General features: G+C 41.2%; 16 protein-coding genes. 9 read left to right on the top strand and 7 right to left on the bottom strand.

Annotation, left to right across the window (positions count from 1 at the left end; all coding sequences use genetic code 11):
- Nucleotides 1-191: 191 nt before the first annotated feature.
- The 5 genes from AC3CIA_RS16260 to AC3CIA_RS16240 all read left to right on the top strand — a co-directional run bounded on the left by AC3CIA_RS16260 (nucleotide 192) and on the right by AC3CIA_RS16240 (nucleotide 5,435).
- The gene (locus AC3CIA_RS16260; RefSeq protein ID WP_488519251.1) at nucleotides 192-500 is read left to right on the top strand and encodes an Hpt domain-containing protein; all 309 of its coding nucleotides are present in this window, start codon (nucleotides 192-194) and stop codon (nucleotides 498-500) included.
- Nucleotides 501-516: 16 nt separating this feature from the next.
- Entirely contained in the window at nucleotides 517-2,835 is a 2,319-nt protein-coding gene (locus tag AC3CIA_RS16255; protein WP_488519250.1) for an ATP-binding protein, read from the top strand.
- Nucleotides 2,836-3,054: 219 nt separating this feature from the next.
- A complete protein-coding gene (locus tag AC3CIA_RS16250; protein ID WP_488519249.1) occupies nucleotides 3,055-3,975 on the top strand; it encodes an IS5 family transposase in 921 nt (306 codons plus the stop codon).
- Between the two features lie 438 nt (nucleotides 3,976-4,413).
- On the top strand, nucleotides 4,414-4,764 hold the full coding sequence (locus AC3CIA_RS16245) for a hypothetical protein (protein ID WP_488519248.1): 351 nt from the start codon (nucleotides 4,414-4,416) through the stop codon (nucleotides 4,762-4,764).
- 2 nt (nucleotides 4,765-4,766) lie between these two features.
- On the top strand, nucleotides 4,767-5,435 hold the full coding sequence (locus AC3CIA_RS16240) for a hypothetical protein (protein ID WP_488519247.1): 669 nt from the start codon (nucleotides 4,767-4,769) through the stop codon (nucleotides 5,433-5,435).
- On the opposite strand, the gene AC3CIA_RS16235 is transcribed toward AC3CIA_RS16240, so the two are convergent.
- The 5 genes from AC3CIA_RS16235 to AC3CIA_RS16215 form a co-directional block, all read right to left on the bottom strand.
- Nucleotides 5,409-5,642 carry a recombinase family protein gene (locus AC3CIA_RS16235; protein WP_488519246.1) on the bottom strand — a complete coding sequence of 78 codons (234 nt, stop codon included), beginning with the start codon at nucleotides 5,640-5,642 and terminating at the stop codon, nucleotides 5,409-5,411. The two genes, AC3CIA_RS16240 and AC3CIA_RS16235, sit on opposite strands and share 27 nt — an antisense overlap.
- A gap of 201 nt (nucleotides 5,643-5,843) precedes the next feature.
- Complete coding sequence (locus tag AC3CIA_RS16230) at nucleotides 5,844-6,563, bottom strand: DsbA family protein (RefSeq protein WP_488519245.1); 720 nt, start codon at nucleotides 6,561-6,563, stop codon at nucleotides 5,844-5,846.
- A gap of 127 nt (nucleotides 6,564-6,690) precedes the next feature.
- Nucleotides 6,691-7,260 (bottom strand): protein disulfide oxidoreductase, encoded by a 570-nt coding sequence (locus AC3CIA_RS16225; RefSeq protein WP_488519244.1) that lies wholly within the window; start codon nucleotides 7,258-7,260, stop codon nucleotides 6,691-6,693.
- A 3-nt stretch (nucleotides 7,261-7,263) separates the two neighbouring features.
- A complete protein-coding gene (locus AC3CIA_RS16220) occupies nucleotides 7,264-9,327 on the bottom strand; it encodes a protein-disulfide reductase DsbD family protein (RefSeq protein WP_488519660.1) in 2,064 nt (687 codons plus the stop codon).
- 95 nt (nucleotides 9,328-9,422) lie between these two features.
- The gene (locus AC3CIA_RS16215) at nucleotides 9,423-9,899 is read right to left on the bottom strand and encodes a hypothetical protein (protein ID WP_065207018.1); all 477 of its coding nucleotides are present in this window, start codon (nucleotides 9,897-9,899) and stop codon (nucleotides 9,423-9,425) included.
- A 225-nt stretch (nucleotides 9,900-10,124) separates the two neighbouring features.
- On the opposite strand from AC3CIA_RS16215, the gene AC3CIA_RS16210 reads away from it, so the two are divergent.
- The 3 genes from AC3CIA_RS16210 (at nucleotide 10,125) to AC3CIA_RS16200 (ending at nucleotide 13,238) form a co-directional block, all read left to right on the top strand.
- A complete protein-coding gene (locus AC3CIA_RS16210; RefSeq protein ID WP_488519243.1) occupies nucleotides 10,125-11,045 on the top strand; it encodes an IS5 family transposase in 921 nt (306 codons plus the stop codon).
- Nucleotides 11,046-11,227: 182 nt separating this feature from the next.
- Entirely contained in the window at nucleotides 11,228-12,088 is an 861-nt protein-coding gene (locus AC3CIA_RS16205; RefSeq protein ID WP_488519242.1) for a helix-turn-helix transcriptional regulator, read from the top strand.
- A complete protein-coding gene (locus AC3CIA_RS16200) occupies nucleotides 12,081-13,238 on the top strand; it encodes an EAL domain-containing response regulator (RefSeq protein ID WP_488519241.1) in 1,158 nt (385 codons plus the stop codon). The genes AC3CIA_RS16205 and AC3CIA_RS16200 overlap by 8 nt, the downstream gene beginning before the upstream one ends.
- Before the next feature lie 206 nt (nucleotides 13,239-13,444).
- Here AC3CIA_RS16200 and AC3CIA_RS16195 read toward each other — a convergent pair whose 3' ends face one another.
- Nucleotides 13,445-13,570, bottom strand: coding sequence for a hypothetical protein (locus AC3CIA_RS16195; RefSeq protein WP_017060906.1), 126 nt, complete (start codon nucleotides 13,568-13,570; stop codon nucleotides 13,445-13,447).
- A gap of 247 nt (nucleotides 13,571-13,817) precedes the next feature.
- Here AC3CIA_RS16195 and AC3CIA_RS16190 point away from each other — a divergent pair, with 247 nt between their 5' ends.
- On the top strand, nucleotides 13,818-14,252 hold the full coding sequence (locus tag AC3CIA_RS16190) for a YccF domain-containing protein (RefSeq protein WP_004730224.1): 435 nt from the start codon (nucleotides 13,818-13,820) through the stop codon (nucleotides 14,250-14,252).
- Nucleotides 14,253-14,414: 162 nt separating this feature from the next.
- Here the strand turns inward: AC3CIA_RS16190 and AC3CIA_RS16185 are convergent, their stop codons facing one another.
- A complete protein-coding gene (locus tag AC3CIA_RS16185) occupies nucleotides 14,415-15,338 on the bottom strand; it encodes a hypothetical protein (protein ID WP_488519240.1) in 924 nt (307 codons plus the stop codon).
- Between the last annotated feature and the right edge of the window lie 155 nt (nucleotides 15,339-15,493).

Here is a 15,493-nt window from a genome sequence, read left to right as displayed (position 1 = left end):
TATTGTTATTCGATAATTGAAATAGTGTGATCTATTATCCAAATATCTCTCTCTGGTGAATATGGCATAAGCCAACTTGAAAAGTAGACAATGCCATTAGGCATTTTGGTTTTTTTTATAATGCCTATGCCATATCACTTTTGCGATAGGCGTTCAAAATTTAGGGTGTCATTAAGGTGAGAGAATTAGGTATGTATAGCATCGACACAAATGTATTTCTTATGGCGACGGGTTGTAACTTTCAATCGGATATTGGAGTTAGATTTCGTCAGATTGCCATTAGGAGTTTGCACAAGGTTAGTGATGATATTCTTCAAGGACGTGAGTCCAATAGAGCTCTCGCCCATAAAGTTAAAGGTATTGCGTTATCTTGCGGGGCTATGGAGATTGCAAGAATCTGCCTGAAGTTGGAGCATTACTACGTGGTAATTAATGAAAGTGCCGGAAAGAAAATTTTGATGGATATGTCTAACGCTATGATTCACCTTTGTGAAGCTTAAGTAGGAGAATAGAAACATGTCTTTTAAAAATAAAATCATTTTCGTCAATGCAACAATATTGGTTCTATTTGTTGCATTGCTTACGTACTTCGCTAGCGAAATTGTTCTGGGTTCTTCACAAAACCAATTTGAAGCGATTAAGGAGAGCATTACTGGGAATAACAAAAAGCTTCTGTTTGCCTTTGTGAAAGCTCAAAGTGTAGGTCTTGATAAAGAGGTTGAGCTGGTCGCTGAGGAAGTGGAGCATGTAGCGGTCGATTTTGCTTATGATTTTGGCAATGACTCGCAAAACGAGGCATTGCGTAATAAACAACTGGCTTATATTAACACTCAGCTTGAGCCCTTTATAAAAGAGGTACGGTTTATTGAAACTAACCGCAATCAAGAGGTCTCTATCATCGAAAATGGTATTGTAAGCCGCTCAGTTTTCGTTGATCTTAGTCAAATGTATCAATATAAAGGTTTATATATTGATAAAGAGGTAGAAGGTGGAATTGTCAGAAATTTTTCTATTTATATCAAACCAAAAGATTGGAATGAGTCTTTGTTAAGGTTTGACATTGATTTAGACTACTTCTCTCGTTCGTTAATGTTTGAGAATATGACCGATGTTTTCCAATATCGATATTTTTTAGTTGATGACAGTGGCAATCTCGTTGCTACGAATTTAAAACAAAGCACTGAGCGGTTGATGTCAACGAGCGTTTTTGACCAGAAGGTTAAGAAAAGTGCCGTGAATTATATTATGTCCAATGATCATGGGAGTTTTGCTGTTACTAGCTTAAGCGGTAACTATAATGTTACCTTCGTGAAAAATAGTGTGACAAAATGGAAGTTGATTTTAGTAACGCCAGAACATGTGATTCGTTCTAGTTATGTGACCACCAAAGAGCTAGTTTTGTCTGGAGACAACTCGTTATTAAAAAGTTTGCTGCTCGCCTATATCATTTTGCTTGGGCTATTCTTAGTTATTAATTCAATTGCGGTTAATAAGTTGCTCATGCCGGTTTCTAAATTGATCGCACAAGCTCAATATCTAAAGCAGCGTGATTTTAATAAAGCCACACATGTGGTTCATAGTAATGGAGACGAAATTGAGCAGCTTTCTAAGGCTTATTCTGAGGCTGGGGGCCAGATTCAAAATTTAATTGAAGGGCTTGAATATGAAGTCGAAGAGCGAACGAAACAATATGAGGTAGCTGCGCTAGAAGCCAGTGAGGCAAATAAACAGAAATCAGTGCTGCTTTCAAATGTGTCCCATGAGGTTCGCACTCCATTGAACGCGATTATTGGTTATACGCATATGTTGGCTCACAGCAAGCATTTTGACGCCCATAGTCATCAGTTGAACGGTATTTCGAGTGCGAGCAATACCATTTTAGGTATTGTGAATGATCTATTGGATTTTGAAAGAGTAAAAGCGGTAAGCTATTCATTAACCCCTAAATGCCTGCCGGTAATGAGTTTACTTCGCGAAATTGAAAATACGTTTTTGCCCCTTAGTGAGTCTAAGCAATTATCGCTTGATATTATCAGCAATGTCGATGCTTCGACAACATTGCTGATTGATGAGCTTCGTATAAAACAAGCGATTAGTAATTTAGTTTCGAATGCATTGAAGTTTACAAATAAGGGGGGCGTGACAATAGAAGTTTCGACCGACGATAAAGTGTTCAATATCTCAGTAACTGATACGGGGTGCGGTATTCCCACAGATAAATTGGATACGGTGTTTAACAGTTTTGAACAAGTCAATAGAGAAGACCAACAGTTTGGTTTTGGTTTGGGGTTGGCTATCACTAAAACAATTGTCGAGTTAATGAACGGCACGTTGCGGGTTGAAAGTAAGCTTGGCGTAAGCAGTACTTTTGTTATTGCACTTCCAGCGCTAGAAGTTATGAATGTTTTTGAATGTTCTAACGGAGTTGTAGAGCAAATACATAATATTGGGCAGGGACTAGACTGCACAAATAAAAAAGCTCTGATCGTTGATGATGTTGAGTTTAACCGAGAAATTCTAGAGTTTCATTTAAACGCGCTGGGTTTTGAATGCATGACCGCGAATGATGGTTTGGAGGCTTTAGCGCTCGCTTCTGAACATGACTTTGATGTTGTACTTACGGATATTTCTATGCCGGTTATGGATGGTATTGAGCTTGCTTCTGAGTTGGAAAAGCGTAAGCCATCGTTACCTATAATTGCCGTTACGGCACGAGCCACCATTCAAGAAGAGTCTCGAATGAACCAATATTTTTCGTGTTATCTAACCAAACCGCTCGATCCGAGTGATTTAAAGCTAAAGCTTCAGTGCGCGTTATCAGGTAGTACTTGCTAACTTAGTTAAATACTCTCACCTATATTCTGAGGGTTAGCCATCTTCAGAACTTCACTCGTTACTTTCATCTGTTTTTCTGAGAGTTAAGGGCATTGTCATCAAAGGAAATTCTCAAACTGTTATGAAAATAACTATCTCCCGGCTTTGTTGCGTAATTCAATGGAACTAAATCAAGAACCTACGATCTGATCAGCTATCTCCACTCTCTCTCGTAGTCCTATGCCTAAGCCTCGTTACAAAACAACCAACTGGAAGCAATACAACCAATCACTCATTAACCGAGGTTCTCTGACCTTTTGGATTGATGAAGAAGCAATAAGCGGGTGGGCGCAAAGCAAACAGAATAAGCGCGGGAGGCCGCGTCGGTTCAGTGATTTAGCTATCACGACAGCACTGATGGTCAAACGAGTTTTTTCTATGCCATTGAGAGCGCTTCAAGGATTTATCGACTCGATATTTAGGTTAGCTCATGTACCGTTAAGTTGTCCGCATTACACCTGCATCAGTCGTAGAGCCAAGCAAGTTGAGGTTTCATTTAGGACTAAAGCGAGAGGAGCAATACAGCACCTAGCCATTGATGCTACTGGCCTTAAGGTTTATGGCGAAGGTGAATGGAAAGTGAAAAAACACGGGACGGATGGCAAGCGTAGAGTCTGGCGAAAGCTTCATATTGCCGTCGATACCAACACTCATGAGATCATTGCCGCCGAGCTAAGTTTATCGACGGTTACAGATGGAGAGGTACTCCCGAACTTACTGAAACAAACACGCCGAAGTATCTTTGAGGTGTCTGGTGATGGCGCTTACGACACAAGAGCGTGTCACGCTGCTATTAAGATTAAGCGAGCCGTTGTGCTTATTCCCCCTCGAGAAGGGGCCGCCTTCTGGGAGCGTGGTCACCCTCGAAATCTCGCAGTGGGTTGCCAGAAATTATACGGCTCAAATAAGTATTGGAAAGAGCGGTATGGATACCACAAACGTTCACTCTCAGAAACAGCGATGTATCGAGTTAAACAGTTGCTAGGAGGACGATTGAGCTTAAGAAATTACAATGCCCAGGTGGGTGAAACTTACGCGATGATAAAAGCGTTGAACAAGCTTACTGAGTTAGGTATGCCTGAAACTTGTCGTATTGACTAAGAAATACGCGAAACGGGTTGGCTCTATCTCTAAATTCAATTACGCAACAAAGCCGAAAATGTATATACACGAGAGACGATGAATAAACATGGACTCACGCGAATACGACATAGGGCTATACGTATAAACCTATCACGTGCCCAATTGCAGCGGAGCTGCTATGTTCGAATTTGGCTAAAGACTAGATCGTTGTGGTTAGCGATTAGTTATGCTGAGTAATGAGCGCTTACAATGAATCGAATCAAAAATAGTTAGCTATATGGCATATGAAAATAAAAATTTAATAAACGGCCATTGTGAGATAGGTTTGGTATGTGTGATGGTGCGTATTGTTGTGTAGGGTTCTGTTCCCCCCTGTCGCTATATCCGAATCGTTACATTCAACAGGTTAATATTTAAAATATCTTGACTTTTAATTACAATCGTAAGGTGATCGCTATGAAAAAAATACTTATCAAATCTTTGTTTATCTTGGTTAGTGCTTTATCCACAAATTCTGCCTATGCTCAATTATGCGAATCTAAAGTTACTATAAAAAGTATAAGTGCTGGGTATGTTGAAGGTTATCAAGGAGGTCCTGACAACGGTAATGCATTCGTTGTCAAGTTTTCAAATAATAAATCTCTTCCACTCAACCGTATCTATAATAGTAACGACGTGAATGGAAGAAGCTTAATTTCAACTATTAGAATGGCATTTTCACTTCGCTCTCCTATATCTATCATAGATAATTATGGCTCCAGATGTGATGATTTTGACGAGATTATTGTGTATCGAGATGAGGATTAGTTATGAGAGTTATATTATCTATAATTATGTGTTTACTTCCTTTTTCGGTTTCCTTGGCTAATGGATTTAAATGTCCAGATGATAATATTAATATGGTTGTAGCTTATGGTGTTGGTGAGGCAGAAAAGGATGCAAAGGCAATTTTTAAATGGGGTGAAAAAGCTTCTTTTAAAGTAAAGCTGCTCTCACCGGGAGAGCATACAAAATACAACATGTTAAATTATATGCAGTGTGAACGTTTAAGTTTTTTTTTCAACATATCACACAGTAGTTCAACTGATATTATATTAGGGGATAATTCAGGTACATTATCAGGGCGCGACATCGGAGACAATGTGGACTTTAAAGACAACACTATTTTTTATACTCACTCATGTAATTCTGGTGAGGGCACAACGGATGGCAGCTTAGTTAATGGTATGCGGCGTGCGAAAGCTAGAGCTTTTATCGGTACAAGTCGAAGTGTGACTTGTGGGGGTAATAGTGAAGATATAACTGTGACTAAGTGTGTTATAAAGAGGGTCTTAGGAAAAAATCTACGTTTCGACGACGCAATTAATGAATGTACAGCCCGTGAATCCATACCAAACTTTCTAGTAATTAATGATTTTAACAAAAACTTGAAGCTTAGTGTAATGACGAACTCACTTAAAGCAAGTATAGAGCTTTAACCTGGCCTCGATTTTAAGGGCGAACCAGAACTGCCGCCCTGATTCATTCGTTCCAAAATCCAGCAACAGGTTAAGCTGTTCTCTATCAGAGGATTTACCGCTCGCTTGCTCTTGGTAAATTTTGTCACAACCAATACGTTTAAGTTGCTCAAGTTGAACATCGAGCGTTTGGTCTTGGGTGCTAACACGAGCATAACCAATTTTCATAAAATGGCCTAAAAGTGAACTTAAAGATATTGACACACAAGTGTACATGTTCACTTTACCTGACCTGAAATAGTTGTATCTTAAAATCGATTATTCAAAGCCATAAAAAGCCTACTGCGGGTTAACGCAAGTAGGCTCTATCAATTTAGTCTTCAATTTTAGCTAAGGCTCACAACCTTACTAAAACCTTTCTAGATTCGATTAGAAAGCGTCATCCGCTATGTCTTTTAGTCGGTCGTAAGGTACATACCCCGGTAAGACCTGACCATTCATCATCATGGTTGGAGTGCCGGTTAAACCTAGAGCACTAAAGGTTTGGTGGTTGGTCATGAGTATGTCGCTTTGCTCTGAGGTCGTGTCCAATTGCGCTTCTGTTCCTGTTTTCTTAGCCACAGCTTGTAATGAAGATTTGGTGTGGCTACCGCTTTTCGCCATCAGCAGTCTGTTGACTTCAGGGAATGCTTCTGGGTTATCTTTCCATACTTTCATCGCGTATAGCGCCGCGTTGGTGTCTAGCCCTGGAACTTGTTGTTGTTTAAACGATAAGTACACGTTGATCACTTTGATGTCGCTATTTTCAGAGGCTAATTGAACCAAACCTTTTTCCAAGCGCTTACAGTAAGGGCAGTTATAGTCGGTAAAGTTAATGATGACTGATTTGCCATCCGGGTTGCCCGTGATTGGGTGAGCGTCATTGTTGTACAACCAATCATGGCTTTCTGCTTGAGCCTTCTTCGACTGTTCTTGCCCTGCTACGTACTGCTCTAAGCTGGTATGTAAGCCAGAGATCGTAGAAGGGTTCTCTTTCAGAAATTGGTTAATCTCTTCAAGTTGCTGGGTTTGTTCTGTACTTAACTCAGCGAAGGCAGTGGTGCTCATTAGTGAGCCTAAAATCAGTGTACTAATCAGATGTTTTTTCATGCTATTTATTCTCTAATTCTTGATAATCGTGAGCGCTCATTGGGTCGCGCTCACGGTAATGCTGTTCGTTAAACGGGCTAAATCGAGTTATTCGCCTTGCTTTGCTCAGTTTTTCTTTTTAAGCGAGTTATGCAAAGTAGGTTCTTAACCAGAGCCCTATCGGGGAAGTAACGCCTGTTGCGATACTGCTAATCTTTCCATCTTTGATGATGACGATGCTTGGAGTGACATTAACGCCCCAACTTCTGCTGATCGATCCAGAGAGATCATTGATAACAGGGAAGTCATACTCTTTTGCCTCTAAGTAGCGCTGAACACGTTCGTCTGGGCCCGATGACAGAGCGACCGAAACCACTTGATGGGAGTCGTTGAAGCTATTGACGGTTGGGCTCACAAATTTGCAGGCGCCACACCAAGTTGCCCAAAAATAGACAATGACTGGCTTACCATTTTTGCTTAGCTCGATAACATCAATATCTTTGCCTTTGAGTGATTGACCCACAATTGGAATCGCGTCGCCCTGAGGCATGCTTCTGCTGTGATAAAAGTCCATCGAAAATGAAACCACGCCAACGATCAATATCATTGAAACCAGTTCCTTTCCCCACTTCTTAAGACGACTTGGCTTTTTGGTTTCACCCTTTACAGCGCTGTCTTCAGTCGTGCTAGATTTATCTTCATTGTTGGGAGTCTTCATCAATTATCTCGCAGTGTTGATGGCTTGAACGACAGTGTCACTGTCGAGAATAACAGGCAGTGGAATACCGCTTTTATAGCTTGGGCCGTAGACGATATTAAATGGCACACCAAATCGACCATTACTTTGTAAGTATTGAGTGACACTTTCACTTGGTGTTGTCCAATCGCCTTCCATCAAAACAATGTTTTCTTGCTGTAGGTGGCTGTAGACAGGGTCTTGGAGAACGACGCCGATCTTGTTGGCCTTACAGGTAATACACCAATCAGCGGTCACATCGACAAATACCGTTTTGCCTTGCTCAACCAGTTGAGGGATTTGTTTTGCATCTAGCTTTTGCCAAGCGAGATCGTCAACAATCGGTGTCGCCCAATTGTCTGCGGTCACACTGCCTACGATTAATGCAGCACCAAACACCAAGGTTGTGGTTGCGACGATAGGAATAAGTACCTTGCGACCCAACTTACGGCCAATCCAAATCAATACTGTAATCACGATAAACAGTGACAACAGGATCGTCGGGAATTTACCAATGAATGGGCTCATTAGGCTTGCTAACCATAGACTGGTAATGAACATCATTAAGCCAAATACCAGCTTAACTCTGAACATCCATGCCCCAGGTTTTGGAAGCAGTTTTGTAAGACTTGGGAACAGCGCGAAAATTAACCAAGGTGCACTCATACCGATGCCGAGTGCGATAAAGATAGCCCACAACTCTTGGTAGCTTGCCCCAAGTGCATAAGCGACTGCGGTTCCTAGGAATGGAGCGCTACACGGTGTTGCCAACAGCGTAGCAAACATGCCTTGAATAAAGTGGCCTGAATGTGAGTCGTCGCCTTTAGTCGCCATCCAAGTGTTTAAACCTGATGGTAGTCTGAATTCGAATAACCCAAGTAGGTTAATCGAGAACAGCAAAGTGATGATCAGCATGAACCCGATGAACCAAACATTTTGGAACTGGATTCCCCAACCAATCGCATTGCCACCCATTTTTAGAGCGGTCATGCCAAGGGCTAGGAGTGCAAATGACGTAATGACACCTGACGCAGAAGCTAAGAATGAGAGTCGGATATGTCGATTGGATGCACCTTGATTTTGAATGATGCTGTTTAACTTCATTCCTAATACAGGCAACACACATGGCATAATATTGAGGATCAAACCGCCAATCAAAGCAAAGCCGATCATTGCAAGAAAACCGTTGTTACTTGCTTGATAAGCAATAGGTTCTGAGCCGACTTGAGCCGTCATCTCTTCGGCAAAATTAGTGTCTGAAACCGTGACACTAACGGTGCGATCCGTTAAGTCGACTTCGCCTATCCAGTTGCTGACGTCAAATACCGCGGTCATCGTATTGCCGGTGATATGGACGGTTGGTTGAGCAAAGAAGTCATCGATGACTTCTTGCCCGTCAATCAACACCATCGGCTTATCCCAGCCTTCGTTACTGGTTAGTTGAGTGACCAGTTGTTGCTTGCTTTTGTCCCAAAATAGACCGTTCACTGAAGTCCGGCTCGCTTCTCTTGGAGATTGGCTCATGCCTTGGTTGAACAAGAACATCGCTTCTTCATCGAACTTCAATTGCTGTGTGTCGATAGGGAGTTCGATGTCATAGTCAGTCAAAACACAAATATTGGTGCACGACGGGAACGAGAGAGAAGCCCTAAATACAGCGGGTTGCGTTTTGTCTTTCAACGTTAGGGTGACAGGAAAGCTTACGTGCTTTTTGTATCCCAGCGTCATTACGTCAAGTTGTTCGTAGTATTTAGGGATCGGCCAATGCCAATCTACAGACTCTATATTAGTTGAATCAGACCAATTCCAGCTTGGCGGAATGCCACCTTCACCTGGACTGCGCCAATAGGTTTTCCAGTCACCGTCGAGTGTAACGTCCAATACAGTTTGAACGGTACCGCCGTTATCCGACTGTTCCCCCGTCGACATCATTCGCATCTTAACTGGCGGATGCTCAGGCACGCTTATCCAGCCCGTGGTTTGAGCCAGGGCGGTAAATGACGTCATGACTAAGATTGCAGTGACGAAAGCTTTTGCGCATGTGCGCATGCAGAATGCCAACAAATCGACAAACTTAGTTAGTAGTGTGTTGTACACAAATGTATCTCCAAAAAATAAATAAAAGGGTGGAATAGCCCGGTTATTTACTCTCTAAATATACAGTGCTTTAGGTGTAAGCGGTGTTTTGTAGGTCGAGCAGAGCGATGATTGTCTCTAGATAATCTCGAGATGTGAGGAGGTAAGTTAAATGCAACAGCAATAATAAGTACGAATGGGATCAGCCAGCCGGTTTTCGGGGCGGCAAAGGTCAGCATTTTCGAACTCAGGCTGCATGAACTTGAATTTGGTGTTGTCAGAGCTTTAGATGCTTCTGAACCAAAAACGCTGGCATAAAGCTCAGACATTTTATCTAAAGATGCGATGACAGCATGTGGGTTGCTGGTTTCTGCGCCGACAAATATTGATTGTCCAACTAAGGAAGCTGAAGCCGTTACTTTATTTGCAGACAGCGTACTCGCCAGGCAAGTTATGATAACCAGTCCGGTAAGGAGAAGCGCCCAAAGCGATTGCTTTTGTTGGCGATTCTGTGTGGGTAAGAAAAGTAGCGATGTGTTCAGCAAATTAGTCAGTAATCAAATCAGTTAATAGTTAATAGTTAATAGTTAAAGCGAGATCATTGAATTGTGGCTAGCTTAGATAAGTTCTCTTCGCGCCACAAGTCATAAAATTGTTAAAGTGAAACTATATATAAACGAGAGAAAATGTAGGCTTTGTTGCGTAATTCAATGGAACTAAATCAAGAACCTACGATCTGATCAGCTATCTCCACTCTCTCTCGTAGTCCTATGCCTAAGCCTCGTTACAAAACAACCAACTGGAAGCAATACAACCAATCACTCATTAACCGAGGTTCTCTGACCTTTTGGATTGATGAAGAAGCAATAAGCGGGTGGGCGCAAAGCAAACAGAATAAGCGCGGGAGGCCGCGTCGGTTCAGTGATTTAGCTATCACGACAGCACTGATGGTCAAACGAGTTTTTTCTATGCTATTGAGAGCGCTTCAAGGATTTATCGACTCGATATTTAGGTTAGCTCATGTACCGTTAAGTTGTCCGCATTACACCTGCATCAGTCGTAGAGCCAAGCAAGTTGAGGTTTCATTTAGGACTAAAGCGAGAGGAGCAATACAGCACCTAGCCATTGATGCTACTGGCCTTAAGGTTTATGGCGAAGGTGAATGGAAAGTGAAAAAACACGGGACGGATGGCAAGCGTAGAGTCTGGCGAAAGCTTCATATTGCCGTCGATACCAACACTCATGAGATCATTGCCGCCGAGCTAAGTTTATCGACGGTTACAGATGGAGAGGTACTCCCGAACTTACTGAAACAAACACGCCGAAGTATCCTTGAGGTGTCTGGTGATGGCGCTTACGACACAAGAGCGTGTCACGCTGCTATTAAGATTAAGCGAGCCGTTGTGCTTATTCCCCCTCGAGAAGGGGCCGCCTTCTGGGAGCGTGGTCACCCTCGAAATCTCGCAGTGGGTTGCCAGAAATTATACGGCTCAAATAAGTATTGGAAAGAGCGGTATGGATACCACAAACGTTCACTCTCAGAAACAGCGATGTATCGAGTTAAACAGTTGCTAGGAGGACGATTGAGCTTAAGAAATTACAATGCCCAGGTGGGTGAAACTTACGCGATGATAAAAGCGTTGAACAAGCTTACTGAGTTAGGTATGCCTGAAACTTGTCGTATTGACTAAGAAATACGCGAAACGGGTTGGCTCTATCTCTAAATTCAATTACGCAACAAAGCCCTATCTCCCAACAAGTGCTGAGTGTGACTTGGCATTTCTAAATCATTCAATCACTACTTGCCCTTAGCTTTTGTTCATATTTAATCAAAAATAAGCTAAATCACAATAACGAATAAGAAAGTAAAACTATGTTTGGAAATATTATCCGCACGTTTCGTGTTAACAATGGTTTATCACAAACTAATTTTGTTGATGCGATTCAAAAAAGTAACTCTAACTTTAATAGTCTAGATGTTGTGACTCTAAGCCGCTGGGAAAGGGGAGTAACAACTCCCCACTTAAAGCGTCAAAACGAATTACTGGATCTCGTGGGAGTCAACATATTTGATGTTTGGGAAGCAAACGACTCACAAACAGTTCTCACAGGGTTAAAGAATAAATTTAATAACAACGGTTATATTGACATCGATATGTACGTTCAAACGCAAGTTACGACTATCAACTCAAATAATTCATTTTTTGTTGGGAAAATAAAAAAATTAATTGATGTCATCTTTGAATATGAAGATAACGTTCTACTTAGTAACTTAGAAAAATCAGGTCTGAGTCGAAAGGCAATTATTGAAAAAATAATAAATCAATATTCTGGAGAGTTAACGCTCGTCACGGTTAATGGGCAATTGATCGGACACTTATTAAGTGCTAACTATAAACTTGCAGCAGATTTTTTGGAGCAAGTCTTAGTATCTAAAGAAGATAAAGCACATTTAGTTGTTACTTTTAACTGTACTCATTATTCGTCATTTACAGATACAATGGGCAGAGAGGCGTACAAGTATCTACAAAGTTTAAACCCCGATAAAGAGCTTTATATACTACTGAAAAGCAAGAGGATTTTTGACCTGTTCTTTTCATTGGGCTGTGAGTATCGAACTGTAACAAGTAACGATAGATCAATGAAGGTCATGAACTTGAATTCAAAGACAATAAAATCGCAACGCTCTTGGATGGATATTATTGCAAACTATAAAGGTGAAGAGCATGAATAACACAGTATTGATTGTTGACGATGTTGAACTATCTAGAGAAGTTATTAAAAATGCGGTCTCTTTATCTAATAAAAAAACATCCATACAGTTTGCAGAAAATGCGTTCGATGCAATGGAAAAAATGCAAAACGCATCATTTGATTTGGTTATTATGGACATCATGATGCCCAATGGCGATGGATTTGAACTCTTGAGTATGATGTCTCAACAAAATATTGAGTCTAAAATAATCATTACTTCAGGTTTGGATAAATCCATTGTTAGCTCGGTGAGTATGCTTGGGAAACTCTATGAGTTAAATGTTGTCGCTTCATTAGAAAAGCCTATTTGGGCTAACCAAATAAGTGAGTTGGTTGATAAAACACTTGTGGTTGAAACCATAACCCAAGGTGAGCCAAGCTTTGGTCATCGTGCGACAATCATCGATGATGATTTTCCCATAAACCTAGTTTATCAGCCGCAAGTTGTTTCGGATATAAATGTTATTTCGGGGTTTGAAGTGTTGTCTCGATGGTCTGATAAAAAAGGGACCTTACTTCCACCGAGCTATTTTTTGCCAGTAATTGAAGAGCTAGGAAAGCAAAAGGTTTTTACCAATATCGTGATAAATAAATTCATTCAGGATTATCACCTTCATTTCAGTGAACTGGATCAATCGTTGAGGTTCTCGATTAATATCGATCCTAATTTGTTGATTGACGAATCTGTGGTCGATACCCTACTTGATATCTATCAGCAGGGTATTGAGCATACCATCGTTTTAGAGCTGACTGAAAAGGCCCTTTCAGGCAATATTGAAAAGGAATTGTTGGCAAATATTTTACGACTTAGGTTGAAAGGTTTTGAGATCTCTATAGATGACTTTGGGATGGAAGCATCGAATATTGAACGTATTGTCAAATTGCCTATTAGTGAGATAAAGATAGATAAAACTATTACATGGGGACTTTGCCACAACATTGATTATATGCAGAAGATCGACGAAGTTAAGAAGCTCATTTCGGTTAAAAACGCGCGTATTATCTATGAGGGTGTTGAAAACAAAGACACCTGTGCTTTTCTGGAAGCTCTAGGCGGCTTTAACCAGCAAGGTTTTCTTCATGGGGCTCCATTACTACCAGAAATTGTGGTTGAGATTTTTTCAGAGTAAAAAGAGTTAGCCCATGTCGCGCACGATTTTCTAAAATAAACTTGATAACCCTCGACTAGGAAACACGAGAGTATCTCATCCTAAAATATGTTGACAATTTTTAGTAAGCCAGTAATGCAAGTTGCTGGCTTTTTTCATACACCTTATTTGCAATGTGGGTAACTTAAGGTGTTGTTACCTAAATTAGTTGAACCTGTCCGGCTCTGTTACATATACTGGTTGATGTACACGTCGACTAAGAACATGAACACTGGGACTGTGCTGAGAAGTCCGAAGAAGACGATTGGCACCCAGTTTTTCATTTTCTTTTTAGGTTGCTCAGTGTTGTTCATAAATTCGGCCTTCAATTAGTTGTTGTAGCTGTTTAGCTTTGTGGTACTAAAAATCTAAGAGCATGGTATCAAATAAAATCGATGAGCCCTATGTGGATTTGGCGTTTCGTGGCGTGTATCAATCACATAAAATGTAAGTGATTCATAAACGGTTCATAAAGGTTCAACAATAATGAACCTATTAGAACAAGTATTGCCTTACTCGGCATATGAAATAAACAGTATTACAAGATTTGGAGAATACAGAATGAAAACAATAGGAAACATCATTTGGTTTCTGTTCGGTGGCGTATTTATGGGACTAGCTTGGTGGTTCTTCGGACTGCTCGCATTCCTTACCATCGTTGGTATTCCATGGGGTAGAGCGTGTTTTGTTATGGGTAACTTTTCATTCTTCCCATTTGGTCAGGAAGCCATATCTCGTGATGAGCTGACCAATGAAATGGACATAGGTACGAGCCCGCTAGGCGTGATTGGTAACGTGATTTGGTTCTTATTTGCGGGTATCTGGCTAGCAATCGGTCACATCATGTCAGCTGTGGCGTGTTTCATTACCATCATTGGTATTCCGTTCGCGATTCAACATCTTAAGCTCGCGGTTATCTCGCTAGCGCCAATCGGTAAGACAGTTGTCGATAAACGTGAAGCAGAAGCGGCGCGAGTAAGAAATTACAAAGGTTAAGATTACAGTTTAAGCCTTGATCGAACTGAAAAAGCACATCGTATGATGTGCTTTTTTTGTGCCTCTGTTCTTATCTCTCGATGCTTATATATCAAACACTAACTAGGCGTTGTTGAGCTAGAGACTGTTGAACTATACGTTGTTGAACTAAACATTATAGAGCTACACATTATTGAACAGGACTTCAAGCCGAAGGGTGATGTTGGCTTCTTCGGTATGTTTCTCATGGGGTTCTCGTTCCCATTGATAACGAGGAATGAGTTCGTAGAACAGCCACTCTTTCCATACGTTTTGTCGGTAAGTAACCGAAACCTGAGCGTATTCGTAATGATTATGAGGCTCATCCGTTGCATTAATTGTAGCGCTATATTGAAGTGCTTGGTCTTGGGCAAGGTAGTGATACAAGGTTAATCCCGTACCATAGTTCCAACCTTTGAGATCGTCGTTATACCCCGCAAAGCTTGACCATCGAGCCAAGAAATCATCACTTAAAGAAAGATCAAAATCGACGTCAGTGATCTCGCCAGTTTCTTGTTTTTCTTGATATACCCGCTGGGTAAGTCTGAATACCACATCGGTTGTGAGAGGGTAGGTAAAACGATAGCGAGCTTCAATGCGTGGTCGTAATGTTGCCTTAATATTGAAGCTGCTATATCCCTTGGCATAGGCGTCGTAGCGCAGGCCTAACGCACTTTCCAATTCATCTGAATCATTCGGAAAAAAATCCAAGAACTCTTCATCGCTGACAGACTCGTAGATCAACTTTAGGCGTTTACTCACAAAGGGAAGATGCAGACGCGCCTTGAGTTTTGTTGAGTAGTCGACATCGCTACCTTCCGAGTAAATAAAATCGTTATACCAACGGACGGACGTGCCAGCTCTGGCATCTTCGGTAATGCGGTCATCAACAAAAAAGCTGTCAAACCACAGAGCAGGTTGGCAAAATTTACTGTTTAGGAAATGGTAAGCTTTTTCGACAGGGACGTCTTCTAACGGCTGACTGTGGCACTCATTTTGCTCCTCTGCTTGAGCGGAGTATGCAAGAAGTGATGCTAATAATGAGGTGCTAGCTATCTTACGACTCAATGGAACCTGTTTGTCATTCTATATATCAATAGTTTAACTATAACTAAGCGATTGCAACAATGCGACTTTTTCGTGATTAGTGATTAGTGATTAGTGGAAAAGGAAAAGATTTGAAAGGTACCGGACGGAAAAAAGAAAACGGGCTCAGAGGTGAG

This window comes from Vibrio sp. QJM3NY_27, from assembly GCF_057785955.1.
Note: the sequence above shows the minus strand (reverse complement) of the source record. Positions and strands in the feature narration are given on the sequence as shown.

Coding starts and splice junctions, on each gene's coding strand:
- AC3CIA_RS16190 (WP_004730224.1), top strand. CDS start 13,818: ATGAAAACAATAGGAAACATCATTTGGTTTCTGTTCGGTGGCGTATTT.
- AC3CIA_RS16230 (WP_488519245.1), bottom strand. CDS start 6,563: ATGAAAAAACATCTGATTAGTACACTGATTTTAGGCTCACTAATGAGC.
- AC3CIA_RS16225 (WP_488519244.1), bottom strand. CDS start 7,260: ATGAAGACTCCCAACAATGAAGATAAATCTAGCACGACTGAAGACAGC.
- AC3CIA_RS16235 (WP_488519246.1), bottom strand. CDS start 5,642: ATGAAAATTGGTTATGCTCGTGTTAGCACCCAAGACCAAACGCTCGAT.
- AC3CIA_RS16245 (WP_488519248.1), top strand. CDS start 4,414: ATGAAAAAAATACTTATCAAATCTTTGTTTATCTTGGTTAGTGCTTTA.
- AC3CIA_RS16250 (WP_488519249.1), top strand. CDS start 3,055: ATGCCTAAGCCTCGTTACAAAACAACCAACTGGAAGCAATACAACCAA.
- AC3CIA_RS16240 (WP_488519247.1), top strand. CDS start 4,767: ATGAGAGTTATATTATCTATAATTATGTGTTTACTTCCTTTTTCGGTT.
- AC3CIA_RS16205 (WP_488519242.1), top strand. CDS start 11,228: ATGTTTGGAAATATTATCCGCACGTTTCGTGTTAACAATGGTTTATCA.
- AC3CIA_RS16200 (WP_488519241.1), top strand. CDS start 12,081: ATGAATAACACAGTATTGATTGTTGACGATGTTGAACTATCTAGAGAA.
- AC3CIA_RS16195 (WP_017060906.1), bottom strand. CDS start 13,570: ATGAACAACACTGAGCAACCTAAAAAGAAAATGAAAAACTGGGTGCCA.
- AC3CIA_RS16210 (WP_488519243.1), top strand. CDS start 10,125: ATGCCTAAGCCTCGTTACAAAACAACCAACTGGAAGCAATACAACCAA.
- AC3CIA_RS16255 (WP_488519250.1), top strand. CDS start 517: ATGTCTTTTAAAAATAAAATCATTTTCGTCAATGCAACAATATTGGTT.
- AC3CIA_RS16260 (WP_488519251.1), top strand. CDS start 192: ATGTATAGCATCGACACAAATGTATTTCTTATGGCGACGGGTTGTAAC.
- AC3CIA_RS16220 (WP_488519660.1), bottom strand. CDS start 9,327: ATGCGCACATGCGCAAAAGCTTTCGTCACTGCAATCTTAGTCATGACG.